This window comes from Pseudovibrio sp. Ad37, from assembly GCF_001623075.1.
Lineage (GTDB): Bacteria > Pseudomonadota > Alphaproteobacteria > Rhizobiales > Stappiaceae > Pseudovibrio.
Genome location: NZ_LMCF01000016.1, coordinates 1 through 12,687 on the forward strand (window position 1 = coordinate 1; position 12,687 = coordinate 12,687).

General features: G+C 50.6%; 13 protein-coding genes. 7 read left to right on the top strand and 6 right to left on the bottom strand.

Annotation, left to right across the window (positions count from 1 at the left end; translation table 11 throughout):
- The first annotated feature begins 1,536 nt into the window (after positions 1-1,536).
- Both PsAD37_RS04325 and PsAD37_RS04330 read left to right on the top strand, forming a co-directional pair.
- On the top strand, positions 1,537-2,913 hold the full coding sequence (locus tag PsAD37_RS04325) for a tyrosine phenol-lyase (protein ID WP_063295105.1): 1,377 nt from the start codon (positions 1,537-1,539) through the stop codon (positions 2,911-2,913).
- Between the two features lie 212 nt (positions 2,914-3,125).
- Positions 3,126-4,409, top strand: coding sequence for an amino acid permease (locus tag PsAD37_RS04330; protein ID WP_057464244.1), 1,284 nt, complete (start codon positions 3,126-3,128; stop codon positions 4,407-4,409).
- Positions 4,410-4,741: 332 nt separating this feature from the next.
- Here the strand turns inward: PsAD37_RS04330 and PsAD37_RS04335 are convergent, their stop codons facing one another.
- Entirely contained in the window at positions 4,742-5,329 is a 588-nt protein-coding gene (locus PsAD37_RS04335; RefSeq protein WP_153039673.1) for an AprI/Inh family metalloprotease inhibitor, read from the bottom strand.
- Between the two features lie 276 nt (positions 5,330-5,605).
- Between PsAD37_RS04335 and PsAD37_RS04340 the strand changes: the two genes are divergently transcribed.
- Entirely contained in the window at positions 5,606-5,977 is a 372-nt protein-coding gene (locus PsAD37_RS04340) for a sulfatase-like hydrolase/transferase (protein WP_063295107.1), read from the top strand.
- A 105-nt stretch (positions 5,978-6,082) separates the two neighbouring features.
- Positions 6,083-6,871 carry a hypothetical protein gene (locus PsAD37_RS04345; protein ID WP_063295108.1) on the top strand — a complete coding sequence of 263 codons (789 nt, stop codon included), beginning with the start codon at positions 6,083-6,085 and terminating at the stop codon, positions 6,869-6,871.
- A 24-nt stretch (positions 6,872-6,895) separates the two neighbouring features.
- On the opposite strand, the gene PsAD37_RS04350 is transcribed toward PsAD37_RS04345, so the two are convergent.
- The 5 genes from PsAD37_RS04350 to PsAD37_RS04365 form a co-directional block, all read right to left on the bottom strand.
- Positions 6,896-7,102 carry a hypothetical protein gene (locus tag PsAD37_RS04350; RefSeq protein ID WP_063295109.1) on the bottom strand — a complete coding sequence of 69 codons (207 nt, stop codon included), beginning with the start codon at positions 7,100-7,102 and terminating at the stop codon, positions 6,896-6,898.
- 54 nt (positions 7,103-7,156) lie between these two features.
- Positions 7,157-7,330, bottom strand: a complete 174-nt coding sequence (locus PsAD37_RS28290) for a hypothetical protein (RefSeq protein ID WP_193778212.1) — start codon at positions 7,328-7,330, stop codon at positions 7,157-7,159.
- A 169-nt stretch (positions 7,331-7,499) separates the two neighbouring features.
- Positions 7,500-7,988: a DUF2267 domain-containing protein gene (locus PsAD37_RS04355; RefSeq protein WP_063295110.1), complete on the bottom strand. Its 489-nt coding sequence runs from the start codon at positions 7,986-7,988 to the stop codon at positions 7,500-7,502.
- 652 nt (positions 7,989-8,640) lie between these two features.
- The gene (locus tag PsAD37_RS04360) at positions 8,641-9,384 is read right to left on the bottom strand and encodes a VOC family protein (RefSeq protein WP_063295111.1); all 744 of its coding nucleotides are present in this window, start codon (positions 9,382-9,384) and stop codon (positions 8,641-8,643) included.
- Positions 9,385-9,426: 42 nt separating this feature from the next.
- A complete protein-coding gene (locus PsAD37_RS04365) occupies positions 9,427-9,885 on the bottom strand; it encodes an SgcJ/EcaC family oxidoreductase (protein ID WP_193778213.1) in 459 nt (152 codons plus the stop codon).
- Positions 9,886-9,992: 107 nt separating this feature from the next.
- On the opposite strand from PsAD37_RS04365, the gene PsAD37_RS04370 reads away from it, so the two are divergent.
- From PsAD37_RS04370 to PsAD37_RS04380, 3 genes are all read left to right on the top strand, one after another.
- Positions 9,993-10,898 carry a LysR family transcriptional regulator gene (locus PsAD37_RS04370; protein WP_063295112.1) on the top strand — a complete coding sequence of 302 codons (906 nt, stop codon included), beginning with the start codon at positions 9,993-9,995 and terminating at the stop codon, positions 10,896-10,898.
- Positions 10,899-11,080: 182 nt separating this feature from the next.
- Entirely contained in the window at positions 11,081-11,959 is an 879-nt protein-coding gene (locus PsAD37_RS04375; RefSeq protein WP_057464235.1) for an alpha/beta fold hydrolase, read from the top strand.
- Positions 11,960-12,069: 110 nt separating this feature from the next.
- A complete protein-coding gene (locus PsAD37_RS04380; RefSeq protein ID WP_063295113.1) occupies positions 12,070-12,564 on the top strand; it encodes a DUF2165 domain-containing protein in 495 nt (164 codons plus the stop codon).
- Positions 12,565-12,687 lie beyond the last annotated feature (123 nt).

Here is a 12,687-nt window from a genome sequence, read left to right on the forward strand (position 1 = left end):
CGCTTCTCATCGTCACTCCAGCGCCGTCCTTGGCTTTCTATCATCATCAAAGTCCATGCAGATAAAACTACACGTACGATAGAGCAGCAAAGCTAGAATCGTCAGGTCGGGTTCGCCGGACGCTTACCTTTATGTGACCGCCTGGAGGCACTGAAAAAGTCCTGCGGATTATTGGAGCGGGTCGCCCTTCCGCAGCCGGTCAACACCAATGTTGTGTCTCTGGATTAACGCACTGTGACAGGTGCTCGGGCGGTGTCACACGCACCCCGTGTTCACTGCCACAGGGAAGCCTCCACACCAAGGCCTCCAACCTCGGGTAAGAGGCACAACCCCGCAAATGAGCACCCTGCTGGTCTGCGGCCGGGCAACAAGCGCCCGCAGGCCAGCATCCCAAAGGGCAGGGGATGCACTCCAATCTGATCAAACACAGGGCGATCAGGCTCTCTGAACGTGAAAGTGATTCATGCTAATCAATCTAAAAATAATGGCAGGAGTTGCTAATATATAAGTTTATTGTGGAATAAATAGGATGTTTTGACGAATCGTGAAGCCGGCCAAACCGGGGGATATACACCCCGTAAAACCTAAAAACCCTTGGTATTTCAGGGAGCTTGTAACGGCAGGTGTGTCGCGCCGCGGCAAGGCACCCCCGTCAAGCCACTGTCTCTAAGTAGTTTTTCCTTTTGACTTTCAGGCCAATTCGCCCAAACTCCGTTGTGTGTAATCAATTAGGTCTTGAAGTTACATTGGGACTAGGAAAATGCGCTGGTATCAGCTGTATTTGAATATCTTAAAGAGAGATAAGCTGCCTTGGCACATCGAAGATGTTTCCATGGCCAATAATCTGCATCTCGTCTGACGACCTCCGCCTGCAGTGGAGTCGCTCCTGCTGCACGGCCGCATGTAAGCTAGCCTCCTGCCTCCTATAGTCCACCAAAGATGCAGAGTGTAGAGGCCAGCCAAAACATGCAACACCCCCAAAACAAGTAATATTAGGCACTCATTCCAACACTGCATCCCCTACGCAGAAGAAGAACTGTGCTTTGATATTGGCAATACCATCGGCACCTCCGGTTTGCGCTGCAGGTGTGTCGTGATTGCTTCAGATAATGACGTTTGTCTTTGCTCCTGTCTTCCAAGTGTTGAGCGCGCTTGGGGCAGAAGAACGGCACCGCCATGCCTGAGACTTGCAGCGGGGAAATATACAGATCACAGCACAGCCAAGATCATGCAGGCAATAACTCTGCACGGTCAAGTAATGCACATGTAAAAATCAGCGCCTTGTGTATTGCATAAAGATACATGTGTATGTGATCTGTATATATAAACGATTATTTATTCACATATCCATATTGTTACTTATTGTGATGATCGAATATTTGGATAATTAATGAATACGAAGATTGGTGAAGCGAAATTGTTTTCGATTCGTAATTAAATAAACTTCGGGATCGATAATTTCTTCACTCCTTGAGAATTCGGAGAGACATGGTCCCTCCGCCCTATTGGTAAAGAAGCAAGTAAGAGGACGTTCTTATGACTAAGTTTATGCCAGAGCCGTTCAAGATTAAATCTGTTGAACCAATGTACTTCATTTCTGACGAGCGTCGCGAAGCGGCAATCCAGGAAGCTGGCTTCAACACATTCCTGCTGAAGTCCAAAGACTGCTACATCGATCTGCTGACCGACTCCGGTACATCCGCGATGTCCGACAAGCAGTGGGCTGGCCTGATGGTTGGTGACGAAGCTTACGCTGGCTCCGAAAACTTCTACCACCTTGAAGAAGTTGTTAAAGAGCACTTCGGCTTCAAACACCTCATCCCTACTCACCAGGGCCGCGGCGCAGAAAACATCCTGTCCACGCTCACAATCAAGCCAGGCGACTACGTTCCAGGCAACATGTACTTCACCACAACACGTTTCCACCAGGAACGTAACGGTGCAACATTTGTTGACGTAATCTGCGACGAAGCCCACAACCCTGACCTGGCTGACGTGCCATTCAAAGGCAACGTGGACCTTGCAAAACTGCAGAAGCTCATCGACGAAGTTGGTGGCGAAAAGATCCCTTACATCTGTCTTGCTGTAACCGTGAACCTGGCTGGTGGTCAGCCTGTTTCCATGGGCAACATCAAAGCAGTAAGCGAACTCTGCCACAAGCACGGCATCAAAGTGATGTACGATGCAACCCGTTGTGTAGAAAACGCATACTTCATCAAAGAACGTGAAGCTGGCTTCGAAGACAAAACAATCAAGGCAATCCTCCTTGAAATGTTCTCCTACGGCGACGGCTGCACCATGTCCGGCAAAAAAGACTGCCTGACAAACAACGGCGGTTTCCTCTGCATGAACGACGACGACCTGTTTGCTGAAGCAAAAGGCATGGTTGTTCAGTTCGAAGGTATGCCTTCCTACGGTGGTCTCGCAGGCCGCGACATGGAAGCAATGGCAATCGGCATCAGGGAATCCGTAGAGTTTGACTACATCTCACACCGCGTAAACCAGATCCGCTACCTGGGTGAGCGTCTGGAAGCTGCTGGCGTGCCAATGGTTAAGCCTTACGGCGGTCACGCAATCTTCCTCGATGCACGCGCATTCCTGTCACATCTTGACCAGCAGCAGCTCCCTGCACAGGCACTTGCCGCAGCGATCTACCGCACTTCCGGTGTACGCACCATGGAACGCGGTATCGTGTCCGCAGGCCGCGACGTTAAGACCGGTGAGAACCACGTTCCTAAGCTCGAAACAGTTCGTCTGACTATCCCACGTCGCGTATACACATACGCACACATGGATTACGTCGCAGATGCGATCATCGAGCTCTACAAAAACCGCGAAAGCATCAAGGGTCTCGAGTTCGTATTCGAACCTAAGGTACTTCGCTTCTTCACTGGCCGTTTCGAAGAAATCTAAGAACTAAGCCATTGAAGTGACTAGCAATAGTCAAAGACTAAACTGCATTGGAGGAGAGCCCGTGTGCTCTCCTCTGTTGTTATCAAAGCACAAATCTTACCCACCGTAAGTCTATGTGCGCTTTTCGGGAAAGCTCTGCCACGGGGCACTTACAAAATCGGCAGGCGTTTTCTCAATTGGTCACGGCAAATGCCGGAGTTGGGAGGCTCAACATGACCATTGCTTCTGAGCAGGTTCCTACTGCAGAGACAGTTGAACCAAAATCTACCAAGAAAAGCCAGGGCACAATCTTAGGCGCCAGTGTGATCGCTGCTGGCACCGCCGTCGGCGCGGGCATGTTCTCGCTCCCTGTTGCAAACAGTGGCGTATGGTTCTCTGTTTGTCTGGTTCTGATGATCGTTGTTGGTTACATCATGCACACTGCATCGTTGTACATCATGGAAATCACGCTTCATTTCCCTGAAGGGTCCAACTACGACAGCCTTGCCAAGGGCACCATTGGTAACGTGGGCCGTGTGGTCAACGGTCTCTCCGTTGCCTTCCTGTGCTACGTTCTCACCTACGCCTACATCTCAGGTGGTAGTTCAATCATCACGTACTCGCTGTCGATTTTTGGTGACGTAAACATGTCATCAGGGGTTGCGAGTTTGATCTTCGCAGTCGTGCTATTATCGATAGTGATGATGGGAACCCGAGCAGTCGACCGTGTGAACACAGTTCTCATCGGCGGCATGATCATCACATTCATGATCAGCTTGAGTTCATTGATCGGCAACTCATCTACAACGAACCTGTTCCCAGAGATCTCACTCGGCGATCGCATGCCATATGCGTTCTACACCATCTCCTTCCTGGTGGCGAGTTTTGGTCTTCAAATTACAGTTCCAACTGTAACCAACTATCTGGGTCTGGATGCGAAGCGGACAAGCAAAGCGCTGCTGATCGCGATTTTCCTTGCAGGCTTCTTCTACTTCCTCTGGATGTTTGCAGTATTCGGAAACATCTCCCGTGATGACTTCCCTGCGATCATCGCTGAAGGTGGCAACATCGGTAACATTATCGGTGCTCTGAGTAAGTCTGGTATCAGTGAAAACATCTCTGTAATCCTGCAGATCTTTGGCAACATGGCTGTTGCAACATCCTTCCTGGGTGTGTCTCTCAGCTTGTATGATTACATTTCCGACTTGTTCAAGTTCGATACAGCTACCGTTGCTGGCAAAGCAAAGACTGTAGGCATCGCATTCGTACCAACCATTATCCTTGCTATCCTGTACCCACACGGGTTCATCGCAGCAATCGGTTATGCTGGTGTGGTTCTGGTGATCTTCTCCTTGCTGGCGCCAATCGTAATGGTTCGCATCTGTCGTGAGCGGAACCCGGACATGTACCAGGTCCCAGGCGGTAATGCCCGTCAGGCAATGGTGTTCGGTTTCGGTATCCTGGTGTTCATCATCACCGCATTCGAACTGACCGGTAACCTGCCAATCTTCGGCTAATCCGTTTGAAGAGAAAGCAATAAAGACGACTATTCAGTCGGGGCAAAACCTGATTGCGAGGCAAGCCACAAGCCCCGCAATCAAACCAACTGACCCTCAAATGTCAGCAAAAGACTTGCCGCAGCCCTTCCCGCTGCGGCAAGTTTTGTCTGTTCTAACACCCCGAACCCGCTGGGAGGCAGGCTTCGGGGTGTTCAAGTAATTTGCGACTAAAACTAATCAAGGTTAAGCAAACAAACGAAGCTGTCCGTGTTGTGGAGTTTGGCAACAGTCCAAGCCCACATGTGCGGGCTTGCCTTCCTCAACTCCGAACGAATGGAGATAAGTGCTCTTTAACGTCTCAAAACGAACTGTTTGTTTTGAGAAGCCGTTCCTGAACTTGCCCAGCAGGTCTTGTTGACTTTAACAAGTCTTGCTGTTTCTCCTCCTGATTGCGATTTGAGCACAAGTTCTTTGCCTTCCAGATTCCATGTGGCGGCTTTACTCTTGCTCAATCCACAGCCCGACTTGGTATTGATCGCATGCTTCGCTTTATTCTGCGGATTGGAAGCCATTTCCAGTGGACACGATTTCTTTGTATTCAAATCGACAAGTGTCCAATCACCCAAGAGGTCTTTTGTGGTTGGGGCAGAGGCTTCATTAGCAATAAACTTTACCGCTGAGGCGACGGCGCTGATTGATTTGGTTGAGACGTAGAAACCGAGTTCGGGTGTATAATTCAGTTTTGAAGCAGTGCTATCGGTCGAGCACAGTTCGAGCTTCGGCTCCTCTTTCACAGAGTTATTCGATGATGTTTGGCACCCTGCCAATGCAATCAATAATCCAGAAAGAGCAATGAGTGAGTAAGTGTGCTTAGGCAAGTGAAAATCCTCGAGAAACATCAAACGAGAAGACATTAAATCAATAAATGTATTTTGCAATCATAAGTTGATAATTTTATATATTCTGCTGCATGAGTCGAACGAGCTAAACGTCACCTATGTTCACCAGCCCCCCCATCAAAATACCTCCCCCAATATTTCAAGATGAAAACACGTAACAACTTTATGTTGTGATTCATGTTTCTGTCATACAACTTTCCCACCCGCTTCTCAGAGTGCTTCAGCTCTATATCTGCGTCGGTCACTCAGATTTACTTGAGTACATACATTCCAGCGAACGATGTCCAAAACGAACAAAAACGATAAGGACACAGCATGAAAATTAACGGTAAGCCTCTCAATTTTTTGATTATTACGACGGATGAAGAGCGCTTTCCACCGGTCTATGAAAATGACAGTGCCAGGCAATTTCGGTTGCAGAACAGTGTTGCGCTCGGAAAGATGCGCCAACACGGATTGGAGTTTCTCAACCACCACACTGCAACCACAGCCTGCGCTCCCAGCCGAACCAGCATTTACACTGGCCAGTACCCCTCATTACACGGTGTCAGCCAGACGCTGGGTATTGGTAATGACATCCGTCACGCACTGGAACAGGTGCCGGTTGAACAGCGCCTGAAGAAACGTCTGCTTCCCCATACATTGAACAATGAAGACAGTTCCAGCCCCGGACCTTTGCGGCGCTGATGGACACTCTGACCGCGACATCGCGACACCATAAGCAAGCAGATAAGCATCCCTGACTGTTAGCCCAAAAGACGGCAACCGTTCAGCGCAAAAAGGAGATAACAAATGCCGCTGAAATCAGCTTCACGATTAGCAACGCTATGGCTTGTACTCGCGTTCCCTCTACTCAGTTTAGGTACAGCCAACGCTGAAACCGGCACAGACGCGAGCACAGACCTAAGTCTTTTCAAGGAATGCCCGGTATCTCAGGATGATCCCAATACGTTCGCCCTGTGCGCCACAGCCAAATGCTGGACCGTCGACACCGTTGCCTACTGCAAATGCGATGTGATGAACGAACAGAGTATTTCTCTCCCGTTTCACTATAAAGAAGGTGATGAGAAAAAAGATGTCTGTGATCTGTTGAAGGCCGGCATTGATAACGGTTTCACGGTAAGTACCTATGCCACGCCGCGCCAGATGGAAACTGACTACGATCCCGATACGGAAAAGCTGGGGCCACCCATGGCGACGTACAGCTGCCCCAACACAGACGATGCGCCCGCTGGCTACTCTGCTCAATGTGATGGCGGCTTCTGTTTTAACAGCACGCAGGGGAAAGACTTCCCCGGCATCGGAGCAGTCAAGGAAGACGAGATCATCTGTTCCTGTCCCGCAGTGCCCAGTCCGTCCGCAGGATTTCAGATGGCTGGCCCCTGGTCATGTGCGCCCGGTGATCGTAACACCGATGGCACGTGCTGCGATAAGTCGTTCCACGACAAGCTTTGTTCAGTCAAATCAGTCAATTCCACTGGCACTGAGCTTATGGTAGGTGCGCCTCTGGGAGTAGCTAAATTGCTCTCGAAAAAGTTGGACGGTAAGGATCCGGCCATCAACCGCTGCGTTTTTAAATAGGCAGCAAGTGCATCAGGCTGGCGCTTAGCAGCCAGCCAGCACTACGATGATGTTGTCATGATCCTTCCACCTGAAGCCGTCAATGACGTTGATTTCAGGGTCGTAGCCGTAATAAGCGCAGCCGGGCGAGAGCTCGATCGCTGTCTTTGCTAATTTCAATCTCTCATTCACAGACAAGCTTGGCGAGGCGATGGGCGCACGGGTCTCAGGATCAAGTTCAGTAAACGTCACAGCGACCAGGCTTAGCGTGCTGCCAGTTTGCTCCTGAAATGAAGGCCTCTCTTGCTAGGAAACGCTCATATCACCGATGGCAACATGGTGCGGCTGTGTAGAGACAACCACATTCTGAGCTGAGGTGGTTGAGGCAGCGTCATAAACAGGGCTTGCAGCGTCTTCTGCATTGCTGGTAGTGGCCAACACACAAGCAGCAAAACACAGTCCGAAACGCTTCATGAACATGGCTGAAATTTCCTTCGCAACTTTCCGCCCTGCAACACTCTGAATATGAGCGGGTAATGAGAGATGAGCGCCTGGCCTCTGGAAAGTCAAAGGGGAGGCGGCAAGATCGTTCTCTCCCTGCCCGAGCCATCCCTTACAGTCAACGGACCCACTGAAGAAACTACAGGTTTTACAAAGTCTCAGTCTGTGAGGGAGTGCCTTCTGATAAATCTCTCTTCGCCTCTGCTTCAGCCGAAACTTCAAATCCCCAAAACCGTAAAGCGTCAGGGCCGATCTGGCCTAACACCTGCTCAAAGCGGGGAAGGTCAACGCGGCTGCGCAAAACCTTAACCACACGTGCGGGCGTCTCATCATCCGCAAAGTTGTGATGTGCCCTGAGAGCTTTTACCTCAGCAGCCCAATCGTCTTCATCGCCAAAGTCCGCAGTGTAGTCACTGCTGCTCCAGCCAGACGTGAAAATCGCCCGAAGAACCGCTGGCAGCGTATCAGCAAAGGACAGAGCCTGCTCAGCGTCCAGTCTCCGGCGGAACACCAGCAAAACAGCCTGGACGCATGTGTAGGTCTGATTACGAGTGGTCAGGCCAAGCGCGTCCTGAGCATCAGCAAGGAAAGATTCGTACTGCTGAGAGGCCAGCTGATACTCCTGAGGCATAGGCATGAAGGTAACTCCGAAAATACGGGTGATCGCTCGATGTACGACCTTAACTCAGGTTTTCGCGCTGCAAAAGTGACTGGTTTTCAGCTGACTCTTAAATCGATTTAATTTAGGTAATCTACGTATATGTACTATAGCTGCGAGTAAAGGTGAGGTCAGTGCTTGAAAGTTTGTGGTCAAGAATAATAAAAGAAATAATTATACTAAGTTGTGCGCTGCGAAATGAAATGATGAAGAAATATCGCTTCTGACCATGATTAAATTTCACATTAGTCAAATTCTAAATTCATATTGACATAGGTCAAAATGCTATCTACGCTTTAAACGTCATTGAAGTGGAGGCACTATGACTTTCGGCTTGATATTATTCATTTGCGTATTCTTGGCGATCCTTGGAATGGTTGTGATTTCTGAGTTTTCTTCACGAAATAAACCTGCAGATCGTATGATCGCGGGTTTAGACGCTGATCTCAGCAAAGAATAACTCGGACAGAGATTCAGTCGAAGTGTGAGGCGCTGATTTTAAAGGACGGTTTGAAGTCGGCATCACCTCATAACGATAAGGCGGCTAGAGCTAGGGTATAGGGGGACGCTAGCTCTGCCGCCTTCTTTGTTTTCAGGCAACCCGCAGATTTGAGCGGGAGTTGCCGCAGTCTCAATCTGCCTTAATCATCAGCCGCTTGGAATGAACAGGTGCACCGGCTGAGCCAACTATCAGGCCGCCATATCCTGAAGCACCAACCTCTTGCAAACTCTCCGTCTCCACTGCAGAAACATGCTGAATTTCCAGCACCGTATAAGGCCGCTGATAGGTCCAGGTCCGGTTCTCAACTCCGGTGAGATCAGGGTTTGGAGGCTGCTCAGTCGTGAAGGCGTAAAAGTAGAGCGTGAAACCAAAAGGCTCGACAGGCTGAACAGAGAGCGGCGTCATACCCCAACTGAGAATGTCGGGCTCAATTGCTGTAATGTCGCCAGTGCGCAAGGTCACAAGGCTGAGATGCGGACCACCGCCTAATCGGCTCTCGTCGAGCTCCAGATCAGGTCGGTCGCCTTCAAACCAATGGTCGATCAGCTCAACCACAAAACCTTTCGGATCTGTGAACTTGGCAAGGTACCCAACATCCCGAAACTGCTGCGGTTCTGTAACATAGACACCGCGTGCCCGAAGCTGCGCGCAGGCAAGCTCGATGTTGGGAACCGAGATCGCGATCTTCCAGTAAAGATCAGAGGCTTGTGGCGTGTAGGGCGTCTCAGCCGCGATAAATTGCAGTGCGACCTCTGTCGCCGAATACCCGATCCGCCCGTCACCCTGATCGGACATACCTAAAACATCGCAATAAAACTGTTTCAGAGCGGCCACATCACGGACACGCAAACGAAGAGTATCAAGCTTTGTCATAACAGGCTGTCCTTCATCAGGGCATAAGGCAAACACGTGTGTTTATTGAGCGATCTCGAAGTGGTCTTCGCGCAGCAAAGCACGGCCATCCGGCTGCAGAACCCAAAGCTCATTGGTGATGACGCCATGGGCGTTGTTCATCTTCCAGTTGGCTGCAACGTGGGCAGAGGTCTGGTCCAGAACAGTGGTGACAGTATTGCTGTAAACCACATCATCAAATCCCTTGGAGATGATGTCTGTCCAGAAGCCCTCAATCGCTTCACGTCCTTTAAACGTACCAAATGGCTTCACAACCATCACAGCATCGTCTTCATAAAGCGCTGCGGCACCGGCTGCATCGCCGGCGTTGAAGGCATCACGCCAGGCACGGCTTGCGGTGGCAACTGCGGTGTTGAGCTTGTATTCACCTTCTGCCAGCTTTCCAGCTTCGTCAGCGATGGCTTGTCCGCTCAATCCAACTGCGACAGTAGCAGCGAGAGCGATAGATTTAATGAAAGTCATCACGTGATCTCCGTTCAGATGCGATGTTGATGACTGTCTTTTGCCGCACTTGCATTGTTTAAAAAACACTCTATTTCTGAATTTACTATTCACATTGTGAGAACAAAATGCTCTCAACGCTCCCGCTCTCCTTCGTCACAGTTGTCGAAACCGGCTCAATCACCCGTGCAGCGGATGAGTTGAACATAGCGAAGTCCGCTGTCAGTCAAAACCTGAAGCGGCTGGAACAACAGCTGGATGTAAAACTCGCCATCCGCACCACGCGCCACCTCTCTCTGACCCCGGCAGGGGAGCGCTACTACCAGCGCTGCAAGGAAATCCTCGCGCTCTCACGGCAGGCGGAAACCGAGATGGAGAGTTTCGGAGCGGTCCCGTCTGGCCCGATCACCATCACAGCCCCCCACGCTTTCATCACGCCTGTCATCGCACCGGCCCTAGCAGTTGTGAAAGATAAGTTCCCGAACCTTCAGCCTTCAGTAATAGCGGAGGACAAGCGCCTCAATCTGATCACGGAGGGGATTGATGTTGCGATCAGTGTCGGCCAACTGCCAGACAGCACGCTTCAGGCTCGCCGCATAGGGACACTGCGCGATATTCTATGTGCCGCGCCAGTTGTAATGGAAAAGGCGCCTGCCGCTGATGATCCGCTCTACTGGCAATGGGTGCAGTCCCTGCCATACATCGCTCATACACGAGAGCCAGCTGTGGTGCGGCATCGCCTCCCAGTTCAGGAAAGTTCAGAGAGCTTTGAGGTGAGCTTCAGATCTGCCGTCAAAGCCAACACCATTGAAGCCATCGCAGCTTTTGCTCGAAATGGCCTGGGCGTTGCGCTCCTGCCGGATATCGCGATTGTACAGGACCTGAAGACTGGAACCCTCCAGCCTCTCCTTACTCTGTCAGAGCCAGAACCAACACCAATTTATGCCGTGCACAGCTATGATACTTTGCCACCCAAATCGGTGCAGGAGACAATCACGGCAATTCAGCAGGCCTTGGCGAAAGCGCTGCAATAAGGCAGGTCTCACCTGATCTCCATCTCAGACAAAACACACAACATGCTCTGAAATCAGAGTGTTTCCGAGAATGAACTCATGAAACCTTCTCTTAAAAGCGAGCGGTATATTTTACCTTCTGACTTTACCTATACGTTAATATATGATCCTATGCGGCTATCGTAAGTTGAAAAGATACCGCTATGAAGCAACTGGAAGAAATGATGGCTGAAAGTGAGCAGCGCGTGGAAACAATCACAATTCCCAGCGAGGGTGCCACACTGATTGGCAAAGCCTACTGGCCTGTGGGTGACCCAAAATCCTCAGTCATTATTCACGGCGCAACCGGTGTGCCGCAGTTGTTTTATGCCAAGTTTGCCCGCTGGGTTGCAGAGCAGGGCCATCTCTGCCTCACCTATGACTATCGCGACTTTGGTGCCTCTAAACAGATACATCCACGCAACTCTTCCGCCACGATGTCTGATTGGGGCCTGTATGATCAGCAAGCTGCCTTTGATGCGCTGCTGAAACTGGCTGATACGCCCAGCACTCACGTGATTGGTCACTCTCTTGGCGGCTTCATGTTGCCATTCCATCGAAACCTGGACATGGTCGATAAGGTCACCACAGTTGCCTGCGGTCAGGTTTATTGGCGTGACCACCATATGCCATATTTCCTGACTGTTGTTGCCTTCTGGTATTTGCTAGGGCCAGCTGTCACACGTATGAAAGGTTATTTGCCCGGTAAGGCACTTGGGATCGGCGCAGATATCCCTGCTGGTGTTTACTGGCAATGGCGTAAATGGTGCACTTCTCCAACCTTCTTCAAGGATGACATCGGTAGTGTTTTACCGTCCATGAACCCGAAGCCGTTCACTGGCCCGATCAAAATCATGTCGTTCACCGATGATGATCTTGCCCCCAATGCCTCAGTTGAACGCCTTCCACCTCTCTACAAAGATGCGCAGGTCACGCGACAAATCCTTAATCCGGCAGACTTCGAGCTCAAGGAAGTTGGGCATCTGAAGGCCTTCGCCAAGCAAAACGCGGTCTTGTGGCCTGAGATTCTGGATATTGCTTGAGGCAGGCCGCTCCATTAACAAAGGGCAAATGAAAAAGACCAGAGCTGACGAGAGCACCTAACTGCGCTTTAGCGCCAATCTGCTTTACTGGCGGAAAAGTGGGTAGTCCCATGCTTCTTCGACTGATCAAAGTTCTGGTCTCCTTGGCGTTCGGCGGTTTTGCTGCTCTGGTCTGCTTCAACAACTATCAGGATACACCGGCAAATCTGGCGTATATTGAAAGCGTCATTTCCATGGTGGACACGTTCCCAACCAGCCCCAAGTTCCGGGCTGCGTTCCCTCTGGAAACCGCGCCCACCTTCCTCACCATTATCCTGGCCATAGAAGGCTTCATTGCTCTCCTGCTGGTTCTGGGAAGCTTGCGCATGCTGGCCAGCATTCATCGGTCAGCGGCCTCATTCAATCGCTCCAAATCCACCGTCTCCTTCGGCTTTTGCATCGCCATTCTGCTTTGGTTTGGCATCTTTGTTACAGGAGCAGGAGAGTGGTTCCTTGCATGGCAATCTCCACTCGGGAGAGGGGCCATAGACACTTCCTACAACATCAGCATCATCGCGTTTTTGGCGCTGATCTTCGTGAGCCAGAAAGAGGAAGACCACGGCTGAGACGAAAGGAAAACCCTGAGATCCACCCAATTAGATGTGACCTAAGACTATCCATCTGAGGCATTTGAAGGACTGCTTTTGCCTAGGAATTGTTCCACGTTTGAAACATCGACCACTTGTGGT

What these genes read in the sequence shown, in the direction of transcription:
- PsAD37_RS04365 (WP_193778213.1), bottom strand. Translation starts at nt 9,885, where the DNA reads ATGACTTTCATTAAATCTATCGCTCTCGCTGCTACTGTCGCAGTTGGA.
- PsAD37_RS28290 (WP_193778212.1), bottom strand. Translation starts at nt 7,330, where the DNA reads ATGTTCATGAAGCGTTTCGGACTGTGTTTTGCTGCTTGTGTGTTGGCC.
- PsAD37_RS04345 (WP_063295108.1), top strand. Translation starts at nt 6,083, where the DNA reads ATGCCGCTGAAATCAGCTTCACGATTAGCAACGCTATGGCTTGTACTC.
- PsAD37_RS04380 (WP_063295113.1), top strand. Translation starts at nt 12,070, where the DNA reads ATGCTTCTTCGACTGATCAAAGTTCTGGTCTCCTTGGCGTTCGGCGGT.
- PsAD37_RS04375 (WP_057464235.1), top strand. Translation starts at nt 11,081, where the DNA reads ATGAAGCAACTGGAAGAAATGATGGCTGAAAGTGAGCAGCGCGTGGAA.
- PsAD37_RS04355 (WP_063295110.1), bottom strand. Translation starts at nt 7,988, where the DNA reads ATGCCTATGCCTCAGGAGTATCAGCTGGCCTCTCAGCAGTACGAATCT.
- PsAD37_RS04340 (WP_063295107.1), top strand. Translation starts at nt 5,606, where the DNA reads ATGAAAATTAACGGTAAGCCTCTCAATTTTTTGATTATTACGACGGAT.
- PsAD37_RS04325 (WP_063295105.1), top strand. Translation starts at nt 1,537, where the DNA reads ATGACTAAGTTTATGCCAGAGCCGTTCAAGATTAAATCTGTTGAACCA.
- PsAD37_RS04330 (WP_057464244.1), top strand. Translation starts at nt 3,126, where the DNA reads ATGACCATTGCTTCTGAGCAGGTTCCTACTGCAGAGACAGTTGAACCA.
- PsAD37_RS04370 (WP_063295112.1), top strand. Translation starts at nt 9,993, where the DNA reads ATGCTCTCAACGCTCCCGCTCTCCTTCGTCACAGTTGTCGAAACCGGC.
- PsAD37_RS04360 (WP_063295111.1), bottom strand. Translation starts at nt 9,384, where the DNA reads ATGACAAAGCTTGATACTCTTCGTTTGCGTGTCCGTGATGTGGCCGCT.